Origin of the sequence: Pseudomonas triclosanedens (assembly GCF_026686735.1) — a bacterium.
In the GTDB taxonomy this organism is placed as follows: domain Bacteria; phylum Pseudomonadota; class Gammaproteobacteria; order Pseudomonadales; family Pseudomonadaceae; genus Pseudomonas; species Pseudomonas triclosanedens.
Map to the genome: position 1 here is coordinate 853,721 of NZ_CP113432.1, position 23,282 is coordinate 877,002.

Annotated in this window: 21 protein-coding genes and 1 riboswitch; of the genes, 1 reads left to right on the plus strand and 20 read right to left on the minus strand. The window is 64.9% G+C overall.

Annotated elements, in window-relative coordinates; genetic code table 11:
* Nucleotides 1-198 precede the first annotated feature (198 nt).
* Together OU419_RS04110 and dxs are read right to left on the minus strand one after the other, a co-directional pair.
* Nucleotides 199-2,070, minus strand: coding sequence for a TonB-dependent receptor domain-containing protein (locus OU419_RS04110; RefSeq protein WP_254471255.1), 1,872 nt, complete (start codon nt 2,068-2,070; stop codon nt 199-201).
* Between the two features lie 108 nt (nt 2,071-2,178).
* Nucleotides 2,179-2,357: riboswitch (cobalamin riboswitch) on the minus strand.
* Nucleotides 2,358-2,398: 41 nt separating this feature from the next.
* Entirely contained in the window at nt 2,399-4,306 is a 1,908-nt protein-coding gene (gene dxs / locus OU419_RS04115; protein WP_254471254.1) for a 1-deoxy-D-xylulose-5-phosphate synthase, read from the minus strand.
* 256 nt (nt 4,307-4,562) lie between these two features.
* Here dxs and OU419_RS04120 point away from each other — a divergent pair, with 256 nt between their 5' ends.
* Nucleotides 4,563-5,567 (plus strand): Ldh family oxidoreductase, encoded by a 1,005-nt coding sequence (locus tag OU419_RS04120; RefSeq protein ID WP_254471253.1) that lies wholly within the window; start codon nt 4,563-4,565, stop codon nt 5,565-5,567.
* 484 nt (nt 5,568-6,051) lie between these two features.
* Here OU419_RS04120 and OU419_RS04125 read toward each other — a convergent pair whose 3' ends face one another.
* From OU419_RS04125 to OU419_RS04210, 18 genes are all read right to left on the minus strand, one after another.
* Nucleotides 6,052-7,629 (minus strand): aldehyde dehydrogenase (NADP(+)), encoded by a 1,578-nt coding sequence (locus tag OU419_RS04125; RefSeq protein ID WP_254471252.1) that lies wholly within the window; start codon nt 7,627-7,629, stop codon nt 6,052-6,054.
* A 71-nt stretch (nt 7,630-7,700) separates the two neighbouring features.
* Nucleotides 7,701-8,618 carry a dihydrodipicolinate synthase family protein gene (locus OU419_RS04130; RefSeq protein WP_254471251.1) on the minus strand — a complete coding sequence of 306 codons (918 nt, stop codon included), beginning with the start codon at nt 8,616-8,618 and terminating at the stop codon, nt 7,701-7,703.
* 121 nt (nt 8,619-8,739) lie between these two features.
* Nucleotides 8,740-9,771: a trans-3-hydroxy-L-proline dehydratase gene (locus tag OU419_RS04135; protein WP_254471250.1), complete on the minus strand. Its 1,032-nt coding sequence runs from the start codon at nt 9,769-9,771 to the stop codon at nt 8,740-8,742.
* Between the two features lie 24 nt (nt 9,772-9,795).
* Nucleotides 9,796-10,518, minus strand: coding sequence for an amino acid ABC transporter ATP-binding protein (locus tag OU419_RS04140; protein WP_254471249.1), 723 nt, complete (start codon nt 10,516-10,518; stop codon nt 9,796-9,798).
* Nucleotides 10,511-11,161 (minus strand): amino acid ABC transporter permease, encoded by a 651-nt coding sequence (locus OU419_RS04145; RefSeq protein WP_254471248.1) that lies wholly within the window; start codon nt 11,159-11,161, stop codon nt 10,511-10,513. Before OU419_RS04145 ends, OU419_RS04140 begins: the two co-directional genes overlap by 8 nt.
* A gap of 13 nt (nt 11,162-11,174) precedes the next feature.
* Nucleotides 11,175-11,840: an amino acid ABC transporter permease gene (locus tag OU419_RS04150; protein ID WP_254471247.1), complete on the minus strand. Its 666-nt coding sequence runs from the start codon at nt 11,838-11,840 to the stop codon at nt 11,175-11,177.
* Nucleotides 11,840-13,606, minus strand: a complete 1,767-nt coding sequence (gene lhpI, locus OU419_RS04155) for a cis-3-hydroxy-L-proline dehydratase (RefSeq protein ID WP_254471246.1) — start codon at nt 13,604-13,606, stop codon at nt 11,840-11,842. The genes OU419_RS04150 and lhpI overlap by 1 nt, the downstream gene beginning before the upstream one ends.
* A gap of 22 nt (nt 13,607-13,628) precedes the next feature.
* Nucleotides 13,629-14,441, minus strand: a complete 813-nt coding sequence (locus OU419_RS04160) for an ABC transporter substrate-binding protein (RefSeq protein WP_254471245.1) — start codon at nt 14,439-14,441, stop codon at nt 13,629-13,631.
* Between the two features lie 236 nt (nt 14,442-14,677).
* On the minus strand, nt 14,678-15,430 hold the full coding sequence (locus OU419_RS04165; RefSeq protein WP_254471414.1) for an AraC family transcriptional regulator: 753 nt from the start codon (nt 15,428-15,430) through the stop codon (nt 14,678-14,680).
* A 182-nt stretch (nt 15,431-15,612) separates the two neighbouring features.
* A complete protein-coding gene (locus OU419_RS04170; protein WP_254471244.1) occupies nt 15,613-16,860 on the minus strand; it encodes an NAD(P)/FAD-dependent oxidoreductase in 1,248 nt (415 codons plus the stop codon).
* Nucleotides 16,857-17,093 (minus strand): (2Fe-2S)-binding protein, encoded by a 237-nt coding sequence (locus tag OU419_RS04175; RefSeq protein WP_254471243.1) that lies wholly within the window; start codon nt 17,091-17,093, stop codon nt 16,857-16,859. The genes OU419_RS04170 and OU419_RS04175 overlap by 4 nt, the downstream gene beginning before the upstream one ends.
* Nucleotides 17,086-18,198 (minus strand): NAD(P)/FAD-dependent oxidoreductase, encoded by a 1,113-nt coding sequence (locus OU419_RS04180; RefSeq protein WP_254471242.1) that lies wholly within the window; start codon nt 18,196-18,198, stop codon nt 17,086-17,088. Before OU419_RS04180 ends, OU419_RS04175 begins: the two co-directional genes overlap by 8 nt.
* On the minus strand, nt 18,195-19,139 hold the full coding sequence (locus OU419_RS04185) for a 4-hydroxyproline epimerase (protein WP_254471241.1): 945 nt from the start codon (nt 19,137-19,139) through the stop codon (nt 18,195-18,197). The genes OU419_RS04180 and OU419_RS04185 overlap by 4 nt, the downstream gene beginning before the upstream one ends.
* Nucleotides 19,140-19,263: 124 nt before the next feature.
* A complete protein-coding gene (locus OU419_RS04190; protein WP_254471240.1) occupies nt 19,264-19,938 on the minus strand; it encodes a GntR family transcriptional regulator in 675 nt (224 codons plus the stop codon).
* Nucleotides 19,939-20,059: 121 nt separating this feature from the next.
* The gene (ispA, locus tag OU419_RS04195) at nt 20,060-20,947 is read right to left on the minus strand and encodes a (2E,6E)-farnesyl diphosphate synthase (RefSeq protein ID WP_254471239.1); all 888 of its coding nucleotides are present in this window, start codon (nt 20,945-20,947) and stop codon (nt 20,060-20,062) included.
* The gene (locus tag OU419_RS04200) at nt 20,944-21,189 is read right to left on the minus strand and encodes an exodeoxyribonuclease VII small subunit (protein WP_254471238.1); all 246 of its coding nucleotides are present in this window, start codon (nt 21,187-21,189) and stop codon (nt 20,944-20,946) included. Before OU419_RS04200 ends, ispA begins: the two co-directional genes overlap by 4 nt.
* A 177-nt stretch (nt 21,190-21,366) precedes the next feature.
* On the minus strand, nt 21,367-21,741 hold the full coding sequence (locus OU419_RS04205; RefSeq protein WP_254471237.1) for a lysozyme inhibitor LprI family protein: 375 nt from the start codon (nt 21,739-21,741) through the stop codon (nt 21,367-21,369).
* A gap of 574 nt (nt 21,742-22,315) precedes the next feature.
* Nucleotides 22,316-22,978, minus strand: coding sequence for a hypothetical protein (locus tag OU419_RS04210; RefSeq protein WP_254471236.1), 663 nt, complete (start codon nt 22,976-22,978; stop codon nt 22,316-22,318).
* Nucleotides 22,979-23,282: the final 304 nt, after the last annotated feature.

Below are 23,282 nucleotides of genomic sequence, written 5' to 3' on the forward strand. Positions count from 1 at the left end.
CAGGATGGGCGGCGCGCAGCGCTACCCATCAATGGGGTCACAGGCTGCTCGATGGGTATCGCTGTGCTCCACGCCATCCTACGACCTGCCAAGGTGTGAATCTGGCTTGAGCGGGTGTCGCCCCCGCAGGAGCAGAGTCCTCCGGGGCGCGCGACCGATGCGCTCGATGTTCTTCTCTCCCGTGGCGTGTCGCTTGCGTTACAGCTCTGGCGTCCAGGTTACCGCCAGCAGCGCGGTTCGACCGGCCTCGCGGTAGGGGCGGGCTTCGCCGGTGAAGTCCATCGGGCTGGTCGGGCGCATGTAGTCGCCCAGGGTGTAGTCGCGGTCCAGCGCGTTATCCAGCTTCAGGTCCCAGCGAAGTTCCGGGGTGCTCTGCCAACTGGTGCGCAGGTCGAGTACGCCGTAGCCGGAGAGTTGCCGGGTGTTCTTCGCATCGTCGTAGCGTTGGCTGACTGCGCGCCAGGAGCCGCCGACGCCGAATGGGCCGAATTGCCGGTCGAGATCCAGGCTCAGGGTGCGGCGTGCGCGGTAGGGCAGGGTGTGGCCGCTGTCGCGGTCGCGTGGGTCGATCAGGCTCAGGCCGAGGTTGGCGTGCCAGCCCAGCACCTGGCGGGCGATGTTCGCTTCGAAGCCGTCGATGCGCGCCTTGGCGATGTTCTCGGTCTGCTGGGTGTCGTTGTCCCAGGTGATCATGTCGTCGACTTCGGTGCGGTACAGCGAGGCTTCGAGGTGGGTGCCGGAAAAATCGCCGCGCCATTGCAGCTCGTAGGTCTTCGAGGTCTCCGCCTTCAGGTCGGGGTTGCCGGCGCCGGGGTAGTAGAGGTCGCTGAAGGTCGGCGCGCGGAAGCCTTCGCCATAGCTGGCAATCCAGCTCTGGCTGTCGCCCACCGGCAGGGTGAAGGCGGCGTTCCAACTGTTCTGGCTGCCGTAGATCTGGTTGTCGTCGTGGCGCAGGCCAAGCTCGGTGGCGAAGTCCTCGCCCTTGAAACTGTGCTGGGCGAAGAAGGCGTGGTTCTCGCGCTGATCTTCGGCGAAGACGGTCGTGCCCTCGACGCGGTCCTCGTACCAGTCGGCGCCCAGGGCGAGCTGGTTGGCTGCGTCCAGTTGCAGCCGGTTGAGCCAGCCGGCGGAGTGGCGGGTGGTTTCCAGCGTGCCGTTGTTCCAGCTGTCGGCGGCGCCCAGCGCCTTGTTGCGGTCGAAGCTGCGGCCCAGTTCCAGGCGGCTGTTCCAGATATCGGTGAGCTGACCGTCGAGGTAGGCGCTGTAGCTGCTGACGCGGAATTCGTCGCGGGGCGAGCCCGGTTCGAAGTTATAGGCGTCGTCGTATTCCTTCTTGCCGCGCTGGTCGTTGAGGTTGAGCCCGGCCTTCCAGTCGTCGCTGAAGTGGTGGTCGAGGTTCAGGTGCACGGCCTTGTTGCGCTGGGCGTCGTGGTCGCTGTCGGCCCCGACGTTGTCGCTGGTGCGGTCCCAGCCAGCGCTTTCGTCGAGGCTGCCGCCGAGGTTGAAGGTGGTGCGCTCGTCACCGCCCGCCAGCGCCAGGCTGCGCTCGAAGGTATGGTGGCTGCCGGCTGCCAGGCGGACTTCCGGGTGCAGGCCTGCCTTGCCGCGGCGGGTGAAGATCTGGATCACCCCGCCGATGGCGTCGGCGCCGTACAGCGAGGAGCGCGGGCCGCGCGTCACTTCCACACGCTCGACGTTGTCGATGTTCAGGTAGTCCAGGCGCGCGATGCCGGTGCTGGCCGAGGCCACGCGCTGGCCATCCACCAGCACCAGGGTCTGGGCGGTGCTGGTGCCGCGCACGGAGTAGGAGATCACCCCGCCGGAGCTGCCCATCTGCACGCCGGGCACGCGGGCGAGCAGCTCGGGCACGCTGCGTACCTGCAGGCGTTCGATGTCCTTGTGGGTGAACACGCTGTTGGCCGAGGTAGCCTGGAAGCGCGGCTGGGCCTGGCGGCCGGAGGTGATCACCAGCGCCGGCAAGGCGTAGATGTCGTCGGATAGTGCTGTGGCATCGGCGGCGGCCATGCCGGGGAGCAGGCTGGCGGCCAGCGCGAGTCGGGTGAATTTCATCGAGCGTCCTCAAAAGCGGTTGGATGACTTTCGAGGAGGGCGTGGGCAAGGGCGGACCGGCCGCGCTTGACGGTGCGGCCCTCCGCAACACCTGTCGGGGCGTGTCGAGGGCGGTCTCCGGGCTGCCGACACCCACGACTGCGGCCTTCCCATGCAATGCACAGTGGCGGTACGCAGTGCGGCAGGCCCTGGGCCTGCGGTCGGTTACCGTTGCGGGGGCAGCGCAGGTCTTTCACCTGCTTCCCGTTACCTCGAACGAAAACGGGCGCACCTTAGTCGGTGCGCCCGTCGCTGGCAATACTCCGGAGGAGGGATGCGCCGATCGGTGTCAGCGGTTGCCCAGCGCTTCCAGTCGTGCGCGTACGGAAGCTTCGATACCGGCGGCATCCAGCCCGCACTCGGCGAGCATCTGCGCCGGTTTGGCATGCTCGACGTAGTAGTCCGGCAGGCCCAGGTGCAGGATCGGCCGCTGGATGTTCTCGCGGGCGAGGAATTCGCTGACGGCAGCGCCAGCTCCACCCATCACCGAGTTCTCTTCGATGGTTACCAGCAGTTCGTGGCTGGCGGCGAGCTGGCGCACCAGTTCTTCATCCAGCGGTTTGACGAAGCGCATGTCGGCGACCGTGGCATCGAACTGCTCGGCCACTTTAAGCGCCTCGGACAACTGCACGCCGAATACCAGGAAGGCGACCTTGCCGGCCTTGCCTTCGCGGCGCACCACGCCCTTGCCGATTTCCACCGGCTGCAACTCCTGCTCGATGGCTGCGTTGGGGCCGGTGCCGCGCGGGTAGCGCACCGCCGCCGGGCCTTCGAAGTGATGGCCGGTGGTGAGCAGCTTGCGCAGTTCGTTCTCGTCGCTGGGCGTCATCACCAGCATGCCGGGGATGCAGCGCAGGTAGGAGAGGTCGAAGCTGCCGGCATGGGTCGGGCCGTCTTCGCCGACGAGACCGGCGCGGTCGATGGCGAACAGCACGTCGAGGTTCTGCACCGCGACGTCGTGGATCAGTTGGTCGTAGCCGCGTTGCAGGAAGGTGGAGTAGATCGCCACCACCGGCTTGGCGCCGTCGCAGGCCATGCCGGCCGCGAGAGTCACGGCATGCTGCTCGGCGATGGCAACATCGAAGTAACGCTCCGGGAACCTGTCGGCGAAGGCCACCAGGTCGGAGCCTTCCTTCATTGCCGGCGTGATGCCGACCAGACGCGGGTCTTGCGCGGCCATGTCGCACAGCCACTGGCCGAACACGCTGGAGTACTTCGGTCCGCCGGCTTTTTTCGGCGCGGCGTTGGCTGCGCCCTCGGGCTCCAGCTTGGTGATGGCGTGGTAGCCGATCGGGTCGATCTCCGCCGGGGCGAAGCCCTTGCCCTTCTTGGTCACCACGTGCAGGAACTGCGGGCCCTTGAGGTCGCGCATGTTGCGCAGGGTGGCGATCAGGGTCGGCAGGTCATGGCCATCGATCGGGCCGATGTAGTTCCAGCCCAGTTCCTCGAACAGTGTGCCGGGGACCAGCATGCCCTTGGCGTATTCTTCGGTACGGCGGGCGATTTCCCAGGCGCCGGGCAGGCGCGAGAGCACCTTCTTGCTGCCTTCGCGCATGCTGCTGTAAGTGCGGCTGGAGAGAATCTTGGCCAGGTAGTTGGACAGGCCGCCGACGTTGTTCGAGATCGACATGTCGTTGTCGTTGAGCACCACCAGCATGTCGGCCTTGACTTCCGACGCGTGGTTGAGCGCCTCGAAGGCCATGCCGGCGGTCAGCGCGCCATCGCCGATCACCGCTACCGACTTGCGGCTGGAGCCCTGCATGCGGGCCGCGATGGCCATGCCCAGGGCGGCGCTGATGGAGGTGCTGGAGTGGCCGACGCCGAAGGTGTCGTACTCGCTTTCCGAGCGGCGCGGGAAGGCGGCCAGGCCGTCCTTCTGGCGCAGGCTGCCCATGCGTTCGCGGCGCCCGGTAAGGATCTTGTGCGGATAGGCCTGGTGGCCGACGTCCCATACCAGGCGGTCGTCTGGCGTATCGAAGACGTAGTGCAGGGCAATGGTCAGCTCGACCACTCCCAGCCCTGCGCCGAAGTGACCGCCGGTCTGGCCAACACTATAGAGCAGGTACTGGCGCAGCTCGTCAGCGAGGGTCAGCAGCTCCGCTTCGCCCAGCCGGCGCAGTTCGACCGGCGTGCTGGCGCGGTCGAGCAGGGGCGTGGCAGGGCGCTCGCGGGGAATCTCGTGGAACGTCGTGGGCATCAGGCTGATCGTTATTGGAAGGCAAAGATGCGGCAGTTTACCCGAAGCGCCGGATTGGCCCAAGCAACGCAGGGCCAATCCTTGGGCTGACCGGATGGTCGGAAGCCTGCTGCCCGGCTGTGCCGAAATCGTCGTCGGTACTGCCGATTGCACGCAAGCGGTACGGGGCCTCAGCGGCCACTGTAGATACGTTGCCCGATGGGCGGCGGATTGCCGCAGCGCGTGGAAACGATTGGTATGGATTGAGGAGGATTGCGTGACTCGATTGTCCCTGGACGAACTGCGTGAATTGTCGGTGGCGATCCTGCGCCACAACGGTTTCAGCGAGCCGCACGTACAGGCGGTGACCGACACCGTGCTGGCCGGCGAGCGCGACGGGTGTACTTCTCACGGCGTATGGCGATTGCTTGGCTGCATTCACACGGTGCGCGCCGGCAAGGTGGTGCCCGATGCCGTGCCGGAGCTGTCGGAACCCGCGCCGGCACTGGTGCGGGTGGACGCCAGGGGGGGCTTTTCGCAATGCGCCTTCGACCTCGGCCTGCCGAAGCTGGTGGAGAAGGCGCGCAGTCAGGGGCTTGCCGCGCTGGCGATCAACCACTGCGTGCATTTTTCTGCGTTGTGGGTGGAGATCGAGCGGATCACTGCCCACGGCCTGGTCGCCCTGGCGGTCACTCCGGCCCAGGCCTATGTGGCGCCGGCGGGAGGAACCCGGCCTCTGTTCGGCACCAACCCCATTGCCTTCGGCTGGCCGCGTGGGGCGGGCGATCCGTATGTCTTCGATTTCGCCACCACGGTGGTGGCGCGCGGCGAGATCCAGTTGCACGAACGCGAGGGCAAGGAAATTCCGCTGGGCTGGGGCATCGATGCCCAGGGCAACCCGAGCACCGACCCGGGCGCGGTGCTCGACGGCGCCATGCTGACCTTCGGTGGGCACAAGGGCTCGGCGCTGGCGACCATGGTCGAGCTGATCGCCGGCCCCTTGATCGGTGACCTGACCAGCGCCGAAGCCTCCGTCTTCGATGAGGGGACGAAGTCCTCGCCCTATCACGGCGAGTTGCTGATCGCCTTCGACCCGGCACGGTTCCTCGGTGCGGATGCGCCACGGCATCTGGCGCGGGCCGAGACACTGTTCGAGTCCATCGTCGGCATGGGCGCACGCCTGCCATCGCAGCGCCGCTTTGCGGCGCGCCGCCGCAGCCTTGCCGAGGGCGTGGAGATCAGCGATTCGCTGTATGCCGATTTGCGCGCGCTGCTCGAATAGTGGTGCTCCCTGTCGGCGTGCTGCCGGGGCGGTCAGAAAACTTGTGCTGGCAGGTCCGCAGGATGGGGGAGCGTAGCGATACCCATCGAGCGGCGTACGAACATGGCTGATGGGTATTGCTGCGCTCCACCCATCCTACGGCTGCGGCTCGTGTCGATTCCGGCATGGGATGTTTGCGTGGTGGTGGACTTTGTCCGCGATTGCCTCGTTGTGGATCCGATCGAGGAAGACGTCTGCTTCTATGAGCGCAACCCCGAGCCGCAGAGGCATTGCCTTGGCACGTTCGTAGGATGGTGTGGAGCGTAGCGATACCCATCGAGCGGCGCGTGAATCTGTTGATGGGTATCACCCATCCTACGGCTGCGGCTCGCGTTGATTCCGGTACGGGATGCTCGGGGTACGTGGATAAAAAAGCCCCGGCGCAAGGCCGGGGCTGATCGTCGGTGCGGGACTGGCCGACATTCACTCCCTCACCGACGAACGCTCAGCGCGCCAGCGGCTCGCGGGTCATTTCGCCATCCAGCAGGCGCGCGATGCCCAGCGGGTTGGCGTCCTTGAGCGCATCGGGCAGCAGCGCGTCGGGATAGTTCTGGTAGCACACCGGACGCAGGAAACGGTCGATGGCCAGGCTGCCGACCGAGGTGCCGCGTGCGTCGGATGTCGCCGGGTAAGGGCCGCCGTGAACCATCGCGTCGCAGACTTCCACGCCGGTCGGGTAGCCGTTGAGCAGCAGGCGGCCGGCCTTGCGCTCCAGCAGCGGTACCAGCGCGGCGAAGCGCGACAGGTCGTCGGCCTCGGCGATCAGCGTGGCGGTGAGCTGGCCGTGCAGGCCGTGCAGGGCGCTGAACAGTTCGGCTTCGTCGGCTACTTCGACCACGATGGTGGCCGGCCCGAAGACTTCTTCCTGCAGCAGTTCGTCGCCTTCCAGCAACAGGCTGGCGTCGGCCTGGAACAGTTGCGGGCGTGCCTGGCGGCCTTCCTGTGCCAGGCCCGCGAGGTGCCGCACGCCGGTGTGGGCGCGCAGGCGGGCGAGGCCGTTCTGGTAACTCTTCAGCGTACCGGCGTTGAGCATGGTCTGCGCCGGGCGCTGGCCGATCTCGGCGATCAGGTTGGCGACGAACAGGCTGAAGTCCGGCGAGGCGATGCCGATCACCAGGCCGGGATTGGTGCAGAACTGGCCGCAGCCGAGCACCACCGAATCGGCCAGCTCACCGGCGATCTTCTCGCCGCGCGCGTGCAGGGCGGCGGGCAGCACCAGCACGGGATTGATGCTGCTCATCTCGGCGAACACCGGGATCGGTCGGGCGCGCGCGGCGGCCAGGTCGCACAGTGCGCGACCGCCCTTGAGCGAGCCGGTGAAGCCGACCGCCTGGATCGCCGGATGCTTCACCAGTGCTTCGCCGACGCCGGCACCGTAGATCATGTTGAACACGCCAGCCGGCATGCCGGTGGTTTCGGCTGCACGGACGATGGCTTCGGCGACCTGTTCGGCGGTGGCCATGTGGCCGCTGTGGGCTTTCACCACGACCGGGCAGCCGGCGGCCAGCGCGGCGGCGGTGTCGCCACCGGCGGTGGAGAATGCCAGCGGGAAGTTGCTGGCGCCGAATACCGCCACCGGGCCGATGCCGGCGCGGTACTGGCGCAGGTCCGGGCGCGGCAGCGGCTGACGCTCGGGCAGTGCGCGGTCGATGCGCGCGCCGAGGAAGTCGCCACGGCGCAGTACCTTGGCGAACAGGCGCATCTGGTTGCTGGTGCGGCTGCGTTCGCCCTGGATGCGCGCGGCGGGCAGGGCGGTTTCGCAGCAGACGGTGGCGATGAAGTCATCGCCGAGAGCGTCCAGTTCGCTGGCGATGGCGTCGAGGAATTGTGCGCGGCGCTCCGGCGCCAGCGTGCTGTAGGTTGGGAATGCGGCTTCGGCGGCGCTGGCGGCGGCGTCGATTTCCTCCGCCGTTGCCTGGAGAAATTCCCGGGGCAGGGCTTCGCCGGTGCTGGCGTCGAGGCTCTGCAGGCGGATAGTGCCGACGCCGCTGCGGCGGCCGGCGATGAAGTTCTGGGCGGTCATGCTGGGGCGTCCTGGTCGGTGCGTTGGCGTTGACGGTCCCCTCTCCTGCTGGAGAGGGGACGGCGCAGCGATTACAACCCCACGTCCGGCAGTTTTGGCCGGCTGGCCAGCGCCTTGGCCATGATTTTCTCCACGTGCTCGCGGTCCGCACCTTGCAGCGCCAGGCGCGGCGGGCGGGTGAGGGCGGTGCCGCGGCCGGCGATCTCTTCGCACAGCTTGATGCACTGCACCAGGTCCGGGCGGGCGTCGAGGTGGAGGATCGGCATCAGCCATTCGTAGATCGGCATGGCCTCTTCGAAGCGTCCGGCCTTGCACAGGCGGAAGATGGTTTCGCCTTCCTGCGGGAAGACGTTGGACATCCCTGAGATCCAGCCCTCGGCGCCCACCGCGATGCTCTCCAGGACCACGTCGTCGAGGCCGGCGAAGAGGATGAAGCGGTCGCCCACTTCATTGCGCACATCGATGAAGCGGCGGGTGTCGCCGGAGCTGTCCTTGAAGCAGACGATATTCTCGCAGTCGGCCAGGGAGATGAGGATGTCCGGGGTGACGTCGTTCTTGTAGATCGGCGGGTTGTTGTAGACCATCACCGGCAGGTCGGTGCTGGTGGCCACGCTGCGGAAATGCGCCGCGGTTTCGTGGGGTTTGGAGGAGTAGACCAGCGCGGGCATCACCATGATGCCGTCGACGCCGACCTTCTGCACTGCCTTGGCCACTTGCGAGGCGCCGTGGCTGGTGAATTCGGCGATGCCACAGATCACCGGCACGCGGCCGCCGGAGGCGTCCTTGGCGACTTCGGTGACGGCCATCTTTTCCTCGATGGAGAGTGAGGTGTTCTCGCCCACGCTGCCGCACACCACCAGCCCGGACACGCCGTCGCGCACCAGGTTGGAGATCACCTTGTGGGTGGCTTCCAGGTTGACCGAGTAATCGGCGTTGAACTGGGTGGTTACCGCGGGGAATACGCCACTCCAATTGACCTTCTTGCTCATGTTGCCTCCAATCGTCGTATTTCGTATACGAAATGGCTGGGAGATTTCCACTGCATTTCGTCATTCGACCCGCCGTGCGAGTCCGTTGGGTGCCGCTACGCGGCGAAAAGGGGTTGGGTTGTCAGTAGCCGTTGGGCCAGGTGTCGGAGAGCCGGTAGCCTTCGGGCCAAGGGTCGTCCGGGTCGAGCAGGTGCTGGTGGGTGCCTGTGATCCATGCGCGGCCTGCGATGCGCGGGTGGATGGCCGGCTTGCCGCCGACTTCGGTAAGCCCGTCGATGCGGCAGTGGAATTGCGAGCCGATGATCGAGTGGCCGACGAAGCGCTCGCCGTCCTGCAACTGTCCCTTGGCGTGCAGCACCGCCATGCGTGCCGAACAACCGGTGCCGCAGGGCGAACGGTCGATCTTGCCGGGGCGGATCACTACGGCGTTGCGGCCGTGCAGCACGCCATCGCGGCGCTCCACCGGAGCGGCCAGCTGGCAGAAGGAGATGTGCGCCCAGTCGGGGTTTTGCGGATGGACGAAGCCCAGTTGCTGGTTGGCGGCCTGGGTGATTTTCAGTCCGGTGGCGACCAGCTCGGCGGCCTCCGAGGCGTGCAGGGTAAAGCCCAGGGCATGGGCATCGGCGATAACGAAGCTGTCGCCGCCATAGGCGGTATCGACCTGCAGCGAGCCGATGCCGTCCACCTCGATCCAGGCGTCGAGTTTGTCCGCGAAGGAGGGCAGGTTGCGTACTTCCACGCGCTGCACCTTGCCGTCCTTGCAGTCGGCCACCGCCTCGATCAGCCCGCCGGGGGCTTCCAGGGTCAGGCGCGTCTGCGGTTCCTGCATCGGCAGGATGCCGCTGTCGAGCAGCACGGTGCTCACGCACAGCGAGTTGGACCCGGACATCGGTGGGGTGTCGGCCGGCTCCATGATGATCCAGGCCATCTGCGCGCGCGGATCCTTCGCCGGCACCAGCAGGTTCACGTGGCGGAAAACGCCGCCGCGCGGTTCGTTGAGGACGAAGTTGCGCAGCGTGTTGTCGCTGGCGATCCAGCGCGATTGTGCCCACACCGTGTCGCCCGGCGGCGGGGCGACGCCGCCGACGATGACGTCGCCGACCTCGCCCTCTGCGTGGCAACTGACCACATGGATGATCTTGCTCGAACGCATGTCTGTCTCCCTTTGCGGGCGCCGTTACAGCACCGATCTCAAGAAGTCGGCCGTTTCCGGCCGCTGCGGATTGCCGATCACCTGTTCCGGCGCGCCGATCTCGTGGACCAGACCGTCGCGGAAGAACGCCACGCGGTCGGACACATCGCGGGCGAAGCGGATTTCGTGGGTGACCAGTACCATCGTCATGCCCTCTTCGGCGAGCAGGCGCATGGTATCGAGCACCTCGCCGACCAGTTGCGGGTCGAGGGCCGAGGTGGCTTCGTCGAACAGCATGTAGTGCGGCGACATGGCCAGTGCGCGGGCGATCGCCATGCGCTGCTGCTGGCCGCCGGAGAGCTTGTTGGGGAAGACCTTGAGCTTGTCACCCAGGCCTACGTGCTTGAGCTGCTTCACCGCCATCGCCTCGGCTTCCTCCTTGCTCTGGCCGAGCACCTTGCGCGGGGCGAGCATCACGTTCTCCAGCACGGTGAGGTGCGGGAAGGCGTTCCACTGCTGGAAGACGATGCCGATCTTCTGCCGCAACCTGTTCAGGTCGGTGGTCCTGGCGTGCACCTCGGTGCCGTCGACGCGGATGCTGCCCTTCTGGATCGGTTCCAGGCCGTTGATGCACATCAGCAGGGTGGATTTGCCCGAGCCAGAGCCGCCGATGATCGACACCACTTCGCCCTTGTTCACGGTCAGGCTTACGCCTTTGACCACTTCCAGGTCGCCGTAGGATTTGTGCACGTTGTCGATTTCAATCATTTTCCTGCCACCTTCTTTCCAGTCGGGTGCCGAGGCGCGCCACCACCCAGCTCATGAGGTAATAGATGACCCCGGCGATGCACAGCACCAGCAGGGGCTCCTGAATGCGCGTGACGATCGTTTGCGATGCCCGCAGCAGCTCGACAATGCCGATCCACATCACCAGCGCGGTGTCCTTCATCACCCCCAGCACCAGGTTCAGCCAGCCGGGGAAGGCCACGCGGGCGGCCAGCGGCAGGACGATGTAACGCAGGTCCTGCCAGTACGAGAGGCCCAGCGAGCGGCTGGCGCGGCGCAGGCTGGGCTGCACGGCGAGGATGCCGCTGCGGATGATTTCGGTGCAGAACGCCGCCGCATAGATGCCCAGTACCAGGCAGCCGACGGAGAAGGCGCTCCAGTTCAGGCCGACGATGCTCTTGAGCGAGTTGAACAGGACGAACTGGATCAGCAGCGGCACGCTGCGGAAGATGTCCAGGAACCAGCCCAGCGGAAGCGTGGTGCGCGGCAGGGTGGCGCGCAGCCAGCCCAGCAGCACGCCGGCGAGGGTGCCGATGAGCATCGCGGCGACGGTCAGCTTGACGGTGACCCAGGCGCCCTGCAGCAGGAACATCAGGTCGTTGATGGTGAAGCTCGTTTCGAACATGTGCGCCTCTCCTTCAGTAGCGGAACAGACGCCAGCCCAGCAGGCGGGCGGCCGCCACGATGACCTTGGCGATCAGGTAATAGAGCACCGCAGCCAGGGCGAAGTACTCGAAGGTGCGGAAGGTGCGCACGTTGTAATCCTGGGTCACGCCGGTGAGGTCGTTGTTCAGCCCCACGACCACCCCCAGCGAGGTCATCAGCACTGCCCAGACCATCTGGTTGGTGAGCGGGTAGAAGACGATCCGCAGCAGTTGCGGAATGATGATCATCCGGTACGCCTGGAAGGCGCTCATGCCCAGCGAGCGCGCGGCGCGCATCTGGGTGTCCGGCACGGCTTTCAGACCGCCGCGGAAGTTCTCCGCCAGGTAGCCGGCGTTGTTGAAGGTGATCCCCGCCAGCAGCGCAACCCAGGAGCTGACGTGCAGGCCGAAGGAGCCCAGGCCGAAATACAGGATGTAGATCTGGAACAGCGACGGTGTGTTGCGCGCGATGGATACCCAGGTGCTGGCGAAGCCGCGCAGAAGAGGGTTCTTCATCTGCCGCATGACGGTGAGCGCCAGGGCGATAAGCACTCCGAGGATCATCGACAGCGCTGCGGTTTCCAGGGTCACCCAGGCGCCGGCGAGCATGTCCGGCAGCGCCTTGAAGGCAGTGCGCCAGTGGAAGCTGTAGTTGAACATCAGCGCACCCCCTCGCTCAGCCAGGCCGGAACCCCGCCATCGCCACGCCCGCTGCAGGCAGCCTCGACGCATGCGGCGAGGCTGCCGAAGTGCACCTGGCGGCCTGCCAGGCCGGGACCGTAGTGAGCGTACTTGGCCGAGTTGGTGATCAGTGTGGTGCAATGCGGCGGGATGATCGGTTCGCCGAGCATGCACCAGCAGGTGTCATTGACCAGCAGGGCGCCGAAGTCCTGCAGCGCCTGTACGTGGCCCGCCGCGCGCGCCTGTTCCTGCACTGCACGGCCGAGGGTGATGACCAGCGCCACATCGGGATGCTTGCTGCGCCCGGTCAGCAAGGCCACGAGCGTCGCGCATTCACTGGCGGAGAAATGCGGGTTGCCCAGGGACACCAGTTGCACTTGCGCCTCCTCCGCGCGATCCAGTTCGTGCCAGGTGGAAATCAGGTCCGCCGGTGTGATGCGCAAGTGCTGGCGCGGCGCCTGGCCGCCGAGGGCGGTGGCAGCGTCCGGCGCTTCCGGCGTTACCCCGGCGATATGGAACATCGGCGCCGCCGAGGTGGTGGCGAAGGCCGCGCCGAAGGCTTTCAGTGCGTCGCTGTCCGGTGCCAGCGCCTGCAGGCCGACGACCACCGGAATGCGGCTGCCGCATAGCGAACCGATGTGGTAGCCGAGCAATGGGTAGAGCGATTCGTCATGCCGCGCCGGCAACTCCACATCCACCCGCAGCGTGGCCAGGCGGCCTTCGTCGCGGTGGCTGCCGACATTCGGCGCGCGGCCGGTGAGGGCGATGCAGATGTCGAGGTAGTCGGGGTACTTCAGGGTGCGCGCACCGAGCACGCTGTTGGCGTACACCACGGCGTTGGACTCGGCCCACACCACCTGCTCGCCCAGGCTCGGCGCGCTTTCCAGCAGGTATGGCGCGCAGGTGTAGCTGAGTTGCGCGCCCATCGCCATGTAGGCGTCGCCCAGCGCACTGGCGGGTTCGCCGAAGTTCTTGTCGACCCCCAGTTCGCGCCAGCGGCGGTGGTCCACCGAGATCGAGTTGAGTGTCGTCGGTACCCGTACTCGGGCGCCCCAGTCCACCAGTTGGCGGGCGAAGCGCAGACTCGCCGGGCCGGTGTAGATGCAGCCGTCGATGTGCGCCTGGGTGACGTCCAGCAACTCGCGGGCGCCCTGCAAGTCTGCCATGCGCAGGAGTATCTGCATGGCGGCCTGGGCTGCCTTGCCGTGCCGGCCGTCGAGCAGCGCGCGGTCGTCGGCGTCCAGCGCCAGCCCTTCGGGCAGCGCGCCGGCATCGCTGGCCATCGTGCCCCGCCAGCCATCGGCGGGGCGTTGGGAATAAAGCCGTACCACGCCGTCTTCGATACGCGCCCAGCCGCCCTCCGCCAGTTGCTCGAAACCCTCGCGACCCAGGCACAGCACCGGGATCGCCTGGCCGAACAGCACCTGCGCCACCAGCACGCCGAGGGTGAGGATTTCATCCGGCTCAGCCAGCAGCAAAGCCGCTGGCGCGTGGCTATTGAGCAGCATTTCCAGCATCACGCTGCTGCCGGTGCAGGAGCCGCGCCCGCTGGGGATCGCCAGCACCCGGCCAGGCAGCAGGCTGCCGCTCAGCGGATGGTGGCGGTCGATCACCTCGCCGCTGAAAGGATCGACGCCACCCCAGAAACTCAGCCCGGTTCCGGCGTACAACAGCGGCCCTTCGGCACTGCCGCCCATCAGGACGCGGCCAGTGTGGCCCGCGTCCATAACGTCTGATGCGTGCATCGAAGACATCGTAGGCCCGCCGTCAGTAGTACACGTGGGGAACGGTGAGGTCGACCGGGGTGCCGCCGACCCACTTCTCGTACAGCTCGGCGTAACGGCCGGTGCGCACCTGCTGGTTGACGAACAGGTTGAGGTAGTTGATCAGGCCGTACTCGCTGCGCTGGGCGGCCAGCGACACGTAGTCGATGACGTAGGGTGCGTTACCCGCCACCTTCAGGCCCTTGTACTTGCCGGACTTGAGGGTGGAGGCTGCGACGGTATTGGTGACCACTGTCGCGTCGATGTGGCCCTGGGCGACGGCGAGGATGGTGTCGTTCTGGGTCTGGTAGGCGCGGAAGCTGCCGTTGCCCCACTTCTTCACATCCTTTTCGAGGGCGATGGCCTCGTAAGTGCCGCTGGTGTTGCCCACCGGGCGGCCCTTGATGTCGTCGTAGCTGTTGATGCCGGTATCGTCGCGGGTCAGCACCACCATCTGGAAGGCGAAGTACGGCACGGTCATGCCCACGGTCTTGGCGCGTTCGAGGGTGTCGGAAGTCGAGGCGACGATGACATCGGCGCGACCGGAGACCAGCGCGGGAATTCGGTCGGGGAAAGGCGTCTCGATCACTTCGGCGGTAACGCCGAGGACTTTCGCCAGGTCGTTGCAATAGTCGACATCGAAGCCGACCGGGTTGTTCTGTGCATCGCGCGAGCCCATCGGCGGGAAGTCCAGGGTCACCGCGCAGCGCAGTTTCCCGGATTCGATGATGTCGTCGAGTTTGTCGGCCTGGGCCTGGGTAACGAGGAAGGTACTGGCAACAGCGGTGAGGGCGACGGCGATTCGATTGAATTTCATGGGGGCCTCTCTGAGTCTGTGTTGTGCAGTGATTTTGTATTAGGGATTTCGTATACGATATTTTCTAGAGCAAGGCGTATGCCATAAACGGCTTGTGGATGACCGGACGGTCGCAGGCCGCGCAGTTGAGGGGGAACGCTGGCAATGCAGGTGGAGGTGGGTTGGAGCGTGGCGCCGCGGCTGTTACCAAATGAAGCACGGATGTGTTCCGCTGCCCCGGATGGGGGCGCTCCGTATCAGCGGGTGGCGATGCGGGACTCGCGGTACTGCGTTGGCGACAAGCCGGTAAGTGCGCGGAACTGGCGGCTGAAGGCGCTGTGGTCGGTATAGCCGCAGCGCAGGGCGATCTCGGTGATTGGCAGGTCTTCCCCGAGCAGGCGGGTGGCGGCGCCGAGGCGCGCCTTGTGGATCATCTGGCGTGGTGTCAGTTGGAAGATGCGCTTGCAGTGGCGCTCCAACTGGGCAACGGAGAGGCCGGCCAGTTCGGTCAGCTCGCCGAGATTGATCGGCTTGTCGTAGTGCTCGCGGATATAGGCGTCCACCGCTGCCAGGCGCTGGTATGCCGGGTGCGTGGACTGCGCCGCCTGCAAATCGCTGGAAATGCCGGCCATGCCGATCACCCGGCCTTCGTCATTGTGCAGTGCCAGCTTGTGCGTCAGGCACCAGCCGGGCTGACGGCCGGGGTACAGGTGCAGCTCAAGCTGGTCGCTGAGCTGGCCACCGCTCTCCAGCACGCGGCGGTCCTGCTCGGTGTAGATCGGGCCGAAGCGCGACGGGAAAACGTCCTCGGCGGTACGTCCGAGCAACTCGTTGGCATCCTTCACGCCGCAGCGCCGGGCAAGGGTCTGGTTGACCAGCACGTAGCGCGCGTCGGTGTCCTTGATGAAAAACACCACGCCGGGCATGGCATCGAGCAGCGGGGCGATCTGCGCGAGGGTGTTCAGCAGGCTGTCCAGGTCGCGGGCGCCCTGGGGAATCAGGTCGTGCATCGGGAGGCGGGTCTGTTGTCGGAACACGGCTGAGAACCTGTCTACGAGTCGCTGCGCGTGGGCCGCAGGCGCATATGTGCCTGATCTTCGGGCGTCGCTGGCAAGCTCCTGGACAGACCCTGAAGATACGGGACGCAAAGGTCGGGGGGAAGCCACGCGCAACCACCGGGCGCGCGTGGGGATCAGTCTTCGGCGAGTTGCAGGAGGGTTTCCACTCGCGCCGGGCTGAACGGCGGGCGCGGTGCGGGCGCCTGCCAGCCGAACAGTTGCCGTGCCGCCGCGCCGCACACTCGCCCCTGGCAGGCACCCATGCCGCAGCGGCTGGCGAGCTTGGCGGCGGTCCAGTCCGGCTTGTCGGCGAGTGCCGAGTAGGGCACGTCTTCGCAGCGGCAGACCAGGGTGTCCGGCTGCGCCAGGTGATTGAGTCGCGGGTCGAGGGCGAAATTGCGCGCGAGCGCGCCGGCGAAGCCCTGCCAACGTTTGCGTTGCGGCCAGAGTTCACGTGCGTGGTGGTGGTCGCCCACCGCCGCGTGACCGGCGATCCGGCCTTCCACCAGTGCCAGCTCGGAGCCGCCGAAGCCAGTGCATTCGCCCGCCGCGTAGATATCGGTACGGCTGCTCGCCTGCCAGGCATCGACACGGATCGCATCGTCGTCCACCGCGCATCCCAGCGCCTGGCCGAGCTGGATATTGGGGACCAGGCCGAAACCGCAGGCCAGCCGGTCGCACTCGATCTCCACCAGCTTGCCGCCCTGGTTCAGACGCACGCCTTCAAGGTGCTCGCTGCCCAGCGCGGCGACCACATGGCTGCCGGCGCGGTAGCCCGGATCGTACAGGCCGAAGGACTGTGCCAGCTTGTTCGGCCAGCGCGGCAGCTTCATGGCGAACCCTGCCAATGCGAGCCAGGACGCCTGCTCGGCGATGCGCAGGATGCGTGCACCGTTGGCGCGGGCGGTGGCGGCGCTGGCCAGCAGCAACGGGCCGCTGCCGGCGATCACCGCGCGCTGACCGTCTACCGGCATGCCGCCTTTGATCAGTGCCTGCAAACCACCGGCACCGGTCACGCCGGGTAGAGTCCAGCCAGGGAATGGCAACAGCAGCTCGCGAGCGCCAGTGCAGAGCACCAGTTTCTGATAGTCGAGCCGCCAGCCTTGCTCGGCATCTTCCAGCAGCAGGCCGCGTTCGCCAGCCAGTGCCACCACGCGGGTGCCGCTGTGAATGCGGATATTGGCGCAGGCGGCGAAGCGCTCGCGCAGTTCCGTGGCGGCGCGCGGCAAATGGGCATTGGGGCCGTCGCGCCAGATCTGCCCGCCGGGCAGCGGGTTATCGTCGAGAATGACGATGCTGGCGCCGCTGGGGGCGGCGGCGAGGGCGGCAGATAAGCCCGCCGGACCGGCGCCGACGATGACGATATCGGCACTCATGCTCATGGGCGGGTCTCCACCTGCATGCCGTCGCGGCAGAGTGTCTGGCAGGCCAGGCGGCGCTGGCCGTCGATGCTCACCCGGCACTCCTGGCAGACACCCATGCCGCACAATGGAGCGCGGCGCTGGCCGCTGACCGAGGTGCGCGTGGTGCCGTCGCCGCCCAGGGCGAGCGCAGCCGCTACCGTGGTGCCGGTGGCGACCCGCAGCGGGCGGCCGTCGAGGAACAGATCAGGCATGGGCGGCGACTCCGAGGAAACGGTGCGGGGAATAGGGTTCGGCGGCCAGCGGCAGCGACTCGTCACACAGTTGCGCGGCAAGCAGATCGGCAGTACCCGGCGCGGTGGTCACGCCCAGACCCTCGTGGCCGACCGCCAGCCACAGGCCGGGTCGCTGCGGATGCTCGCCTACCAGCGGCAGGCCGTCGGGGCTGGCGGCGCGGAAGCCGGTCCAACTGCGAATGACGTTGAGGCCGGCCAGGCCGGGCATGTAGTCCACGGCTCGGCGCAGCATCTTCGCCAGCATCCAGCCTTCCACCTGTGGGTCGGTGTTGCCGAACTGCCGCGATGCGCCGATGAACAATTGGCCGGTCGGGCGCGGCTGAATGTTGCACGCCACGGACGGGCCGCTGGCGTTGTGCGCGCTGGTCACGTAGCCCAGCTCCACCAGTGTGTGGCTGACCTTGCCGGGGTAACGGTCGGTGATCAGCAGGTGGCCCTTCTTCGGTTCGATGGGCAGTTCCGGACACAGCTCGCTGGCCTGGATGCCGTTGGCCAGCACCACCGCCTGCGCCGTCAACCGCTGGCCGTTGTCCAGGCGCACGCGGCGCTCGTCGAGTTCCACGACCTTCGCCTGCCGCTGGCGAATCGGCAGCCGTGCCGACTCCAGCAGCCAGGCGGCGGCGCGCGGTGCGTAGAGAATGCCGTCGCCATCGATTGCCAGCGCACCGTGGAGGTCGGCGCGCAGTTCCGGTTCAGCCTCGTGCAGTTGCGCGGCGCTCAGCATGCGCGCCGCCACTCCGTGCTGGCGCAATACCTCGCACTTGCGCTCGGCCACGGCCAGTTCGGCCTCATTGGCCGCCAGCCAGAGCGTGCCGTTATTGCGGTAGGCGCATCCGGCCGGCATGTCGTTGCCCCACTCACGCCAGCGTTGCAGCGAATAGTCGCTCAGGGCGAGTTCGGCGGCGTTATCGTCGAGTACCAACAGGTGCCCCATGCCCACCGCCGTGGCGCCGGGCAGGCGCGCATCCACTACCAGCACGTCGAAGCCGCGGCCAGCGAGGGCATGGGCACAGGCGGCACCGACGATGCCAGCGCCGATGACGATGATGTCGGCATCGCTCACGGGCGGATGCCCCAGGCGAAGGGATCGTCCTCTTCCAGCAGCAGCGTCGCCTCGGCGCTGACGTGGGCGCGGCCACGAATGGTCGGGATGATGCGTCCCTCGGCCGGATCGCCGGCCCATTCGAAGCGCCCCTCGAACTGGCTGCCGATCACGCTGGCCTGGTGCCAGGGCATGCCCGCCTGCAGCTTGCCGTCGGCCGCCAGGCACGCCAGCTTGGCGCTGGTGCCGGTGCCGCAGGGCGAGCGGTCGTAGGCTTTTCCTGGGCAGAGCACGTAGTTGCGGCTGTCGGCGTCGGGATCGTCGGCGAAGAGTTCGATATGGTCGATCAGCCCGCCATCCTCGCCACGGATGCCCTGGTCTTCCAGCGCCTTCTGCACGGCGACGGTATAGGCGGTCAGCGCATCGAGGTTGTCGCCGGCCACACGCAGGCCGTGATCTGAAATCAGGAAGAACCAGTTGCCGCCCCAGGCGATGTCGCCGTGCACCCGCCCGTGGCCGGGCACGTCCAGTGGAACTTGCTTGCGATAGCGGTAGGCGGGAACGTTGCGCACGCTCACCGAGCGGTCATCGTGCAGCGTGGCTTCGACCGTGCCCACCGGCGTTTCGATCTTGTGCACGCCGGGGCCGATGCGCCCCAGGTGCGCCAGCGAGACTATCAGGCCAATGGTGCCGTGGCCGCACATGCCGAGGTAGCCGGTGTTGTTGAAGAAGATCACCCCGGCACAGGCGCCGGGATCGACCGGCTCGCAGAGCAGCGCGCCGACCAGCACGTCGCTGCCGCGTGGCTCCAGCACCGCAGCGGCGCGCCATTCATCGTGCCGTTCGGCGAGCCGCTGGCGACGCTCGGCCATGCTGCCGCCACCCAGTTCAGGAAAGCCGTCGAGCACCAGGCGTGTGGGTTCGCCGCCGGTATGGGTATCGAGAACCTGGATGCGTTTCATGCTGCCCCCTCGGGTGGTCTTGTTGTTGACCCTAGGGTGGCGTCAAGGAGAGGGCGGACGCTTGAGGAATTTCCCCTGCGCCGATGATGAAATCGGCACAGGTGCCATGCGTGCGCGTGGCCTCTCAGCTCGGCGAAGGACGATTCGGCAGGTGTTCGTAGAGGGTCCGGCAGACGCCGTTGATGTGCTCCTCGAGCAGGCGCGCGGCCAGCTCGCCGTCGCCGGCGCGGCAGGCTTCGAGGATGTCGTGGTGCTCGTGATCCGCGCGGTCCTTGCCGGCGGAGAGGCTCATCTGCATACGCAGGTAGCGTTCGAGCTTGTCGTGGATCGAGCGGATCAGGCCGATCAGATACGGCCGCTGCGCCGGCTCGTAGAGGCATGCGTGCAACTGCCAGTTCAACTCGGCCCAGCGGCCGACATCATCCTCACCGATGAATTCGGCACAGATGCGTTCGGCGCGCTCGAAGGTTTCCGCCGTCATGTTCGGCACCGCGAGACGGATTGCCTGGGCTTCGAGAATCACCCGCACTTCGAACATCTGCGCCAGTTCCGGCTCTGAAATCTTCGTCACCAGCGCGCCCTTGTTGCGCTGGAACTCCACCAGGCCTTCCGCTTCCAGGCGCTTGAGTGCCTCACGCACCGGGATTTTGCTGACGTTGAATACCTGGGCGATATCGTCCTGGCGGATCGGCTCGTTTTCCGCCAACTGGCCGGAAATGATCGCTTCGCGCAGATGCTTGGCGATGGTCTCCGATGCGGAGGGAACGATACCCAGGTTGGGTGCGTTGCGTAGCGGCACGATGCAGTCCGGTCAGAGAGTTGGTGTCGGATATGGTATACGAAACGGCGTAGGCGCTGGGAAGCCCCGGTGATCGGCGTCTCATGGCAAATGGCACGCAAGGCGCGTGCCCGAGGGGAGGTCAGCTACGGCGTTCGACGATGTAGCGGGCCAGCGCACGCAGCGGCTCGGCGGAGTCGCCAAAACCTTCCAGCGCAGCCAGCGCCTGGTCGCGCAGTGTCAGCGCGTAGGTCTTGGCGGCGTCGAGGCCGAGCAGGGCGGGGTAGGTCGGCTTGTCGTGGGCCTGGTCCTTGCCCTGGGTCTTGCCGAGAGTCGTGGTGTCGCTTTCCACGTCGAGAATGTCGTCCTGCACCTGGAACGCCAGGCCGACGGCCTCGGCGTAGCGGCGTAGCGCATCCAGCGACGCGGCATCGGCACGCCCGCTGGCCAGGGCGCCGAGTTGCACGGCAGCCTCGATCAGCGCGCCGGTCTTGTGTCGGTGCATGGTTTCCAGAGCAGCCTGGTCGATCTTGCGGCCGACCGATTCCAGATCGATCGCCTGGCCGCCGACCATTCCCGCGGAACCGGCCGCGCGCGCCAGGATCATCAGCATGTCGAGACGGGTCTGGGCATCCTGCGGATTCAGCCCGGCGTTACCGATCACCTCAAAGGCCAGCGCCTGCAGGCCATCACCGGCGAGAATCGCGCAGGCTTCGTCGTAGGCGATATGAGTGGTCGGCTGGCCGCGGCGCAGGTCGTCGTCGTCCATCGCCGGCAGATCGTCGTGGACCAGCGAGTAGGCATGGATCAGCTCGACCGCGCAGGCCGCACCATCGGCACGTTCCGCCTCGCCACCCAGGGCTTCGCAGGCCGCATAGGCCAGCAGCGGCCGCACGCGCTTGCCGCCGTTGACCACGCTGTAGCGCATGGCGGCGTAGATGCGGGTGAGTTCTTCACGAGGGGCGACGAAGAGTTTTTCCAGCGCAGCATCGACACGCGCCTGGCAGCGCGCCTGGTACTCGGCAATCATGCGTCTTCGCCTTCCGGATCGAAGGGCGCTTCGCTCAGCTCACCGTCGCGTTCCAGCAGGATCTGCACCTTCTGCTCCGCCTGGGTCAGCGCGGCTTGGCAGTCGCGGGTCAGGCGGATGCCCTGCTCGAAGGCCCCCAGCGAATCCTCCAGCGACAGTTCGCCGCTCTCCAGGCGCTCCACTAGCGTTTGCAGCTCAGTGAGGGACTGTTCGAAGTCGAGGGAAGCTTTCTTGCGGGCCATGCGGACATCTCGGCGGGGGTATTCGGAAACCTCGGGACACTAGCAGAGACGGGGGTTGTGGGCAAATGCGGGTGCCGGCTCGGGCTGTGTTGAGTATTCGAGCTTTAGTCCCCCAGCTCGCGAGATGACGGATACGCAGCCACGTCACCTCTGTTGCCAGGCAGAATCGAGCAATGGTCATTGCTCGATCATTTCTTGTGGCGTCAGCTGAGAGGACATTTCGCGCAATTGCCGGGAACGGAACTGCGTAGCCGCGGTGACGCATTGATTCACGTTTCCCTCATGGGCCTGACTGCCTGGTTCGGCCTCAAAAGCCATCAGCTCGCAATCCGCATCCCGCAGATAAATCCATTGACGCTGCGCGTTCTTTAACTGGCTTTTCAATAAGTCTTTCTTCTCGGGACTGGATCGGTAAGCATTTCCTATTCGCTGAAGCAGGGCCTGATAGGTCTGGTTGAGGCGGCTATCGGCATCGTCTTTACGCGCCCTGAAGCACTCGGATAATTGGAGACTATTTATCACCCGTAGACAGGAATCCGGAATTTTTGCCACTTCTTGGCATTCCGGGGCTGTTATGCCTTGGCTTGAGACTCCAGTTATGCACTCGACTTCTAAAGTTGGAACTAAATTTAAAGGGATGACTTTGAAAGTCAGGAAAAGCCGTGCGCTTCGGAACTCTGCGGTAAGTAGCGTAAATTCAGAGAATCCGTCATTGAAGCTCTTGCCGTCTAGCTCGCAGAGCTTTCTAGTGGGCTCTGAGACGGTCGCGCTGCTGGACTGCAGGATACTCAGTTCTATACAGGGACTATCCCGCATTTGGGTGTATTGAAGTGTTTTTCCCGAGACCGATCCGCCCCCCGGCCTGCCAAACAGGGTTGGAAGTCTCTACCGCAGTCATATAACTGGAAAATATTAGTGGGGGTGGATACAAGTGCTGTTAGTGTCACTATCTTTATTGTGAGTGTTAAATATGCTAATTGTTGGAGGTTTTTTTAGTGGTAACCGGTTGTGAAATTTCTGCAGAAAAAATGGTAGTTTTTTACTGGATTATTTGTTAAAAATGGGAAAGACAAGCGATTCAATTGTGTTCCCTTTTGCATATCTGAGATGGGATGCCATGATGCTTTTAGAGGGCTGATGATATTTCGATCCACTTTTCAATCCGCTTTCCTGATTTTGTGGTGTAAATGATTTTTAGTTTTCCATCTTTATATTGACTTGCCTCTATCTTGTCTCCCCGCACTAGATAGAGTTTGGTAGGAGATGAATCGTTTGGATTGCTCCAGAGATATGCCTTTGGCGAGGTGATGTTTAATTTTGCTCTGGATGCGATTTCCAATTTGTTTTGGCCAAATAGGGACTTTTTTGTGACCTGTGAAATGCTGGATGATCTAATGATCTGTTGCTTTGTGATTAATGTAAGCGGCAACCCTGCTGAATCGATGCCTACTTCTTCTGTTCTTATTGAGTAACTGGATGACTCCAGTTTTCCAGTGTTTGCGTTAATAGTGATTAGGAATGCACTGCTAGGATATTCAAAATACAGGTTCGCCAAGTTTTCATTTTTCTCTAGATAAATTACTCCTTCGCTTATGTCCGATGCCTCGATTAGTTTTTCATTTTGGATAACGAGGCCGGACGACGAGTTTGTAATGATCAGTTCCGCTTTTTTTTCGTTTCCTAAGATACAGATGGTTGAGTCATCTACAGTTATCCCGCTGTGGACAGTTAGGCCTTGGATGCTCGGGCATCCTGTCGCAGCTTCGGCACTGGTAACTGTCAGAGTCATGAGGATTTTCGCTAATGTGAAACTCCTCATGGTCAGGAAGTGTGCTGAAGTGCGCTCTATTTTTTCTTGTCCGAGTGGTTGGTGATATTTTTTATAAAGGTAATAATAAATTTTCTCTAAGTGATTTTTTTCTCTAGGCATAATATTTATTTCACTCTCCCGTATGCGGAGCGTTCGGCGGGCAGTCTTGCCGTTTGAAATAGCTGCGCATGGCTATGTCTCTTGCTTAATTCCATCTTAAAGCGATAGATCGGACCATAGGTCGAAATATTCAAAATTTTTCTCGATGCCCTTTATGTTTCTT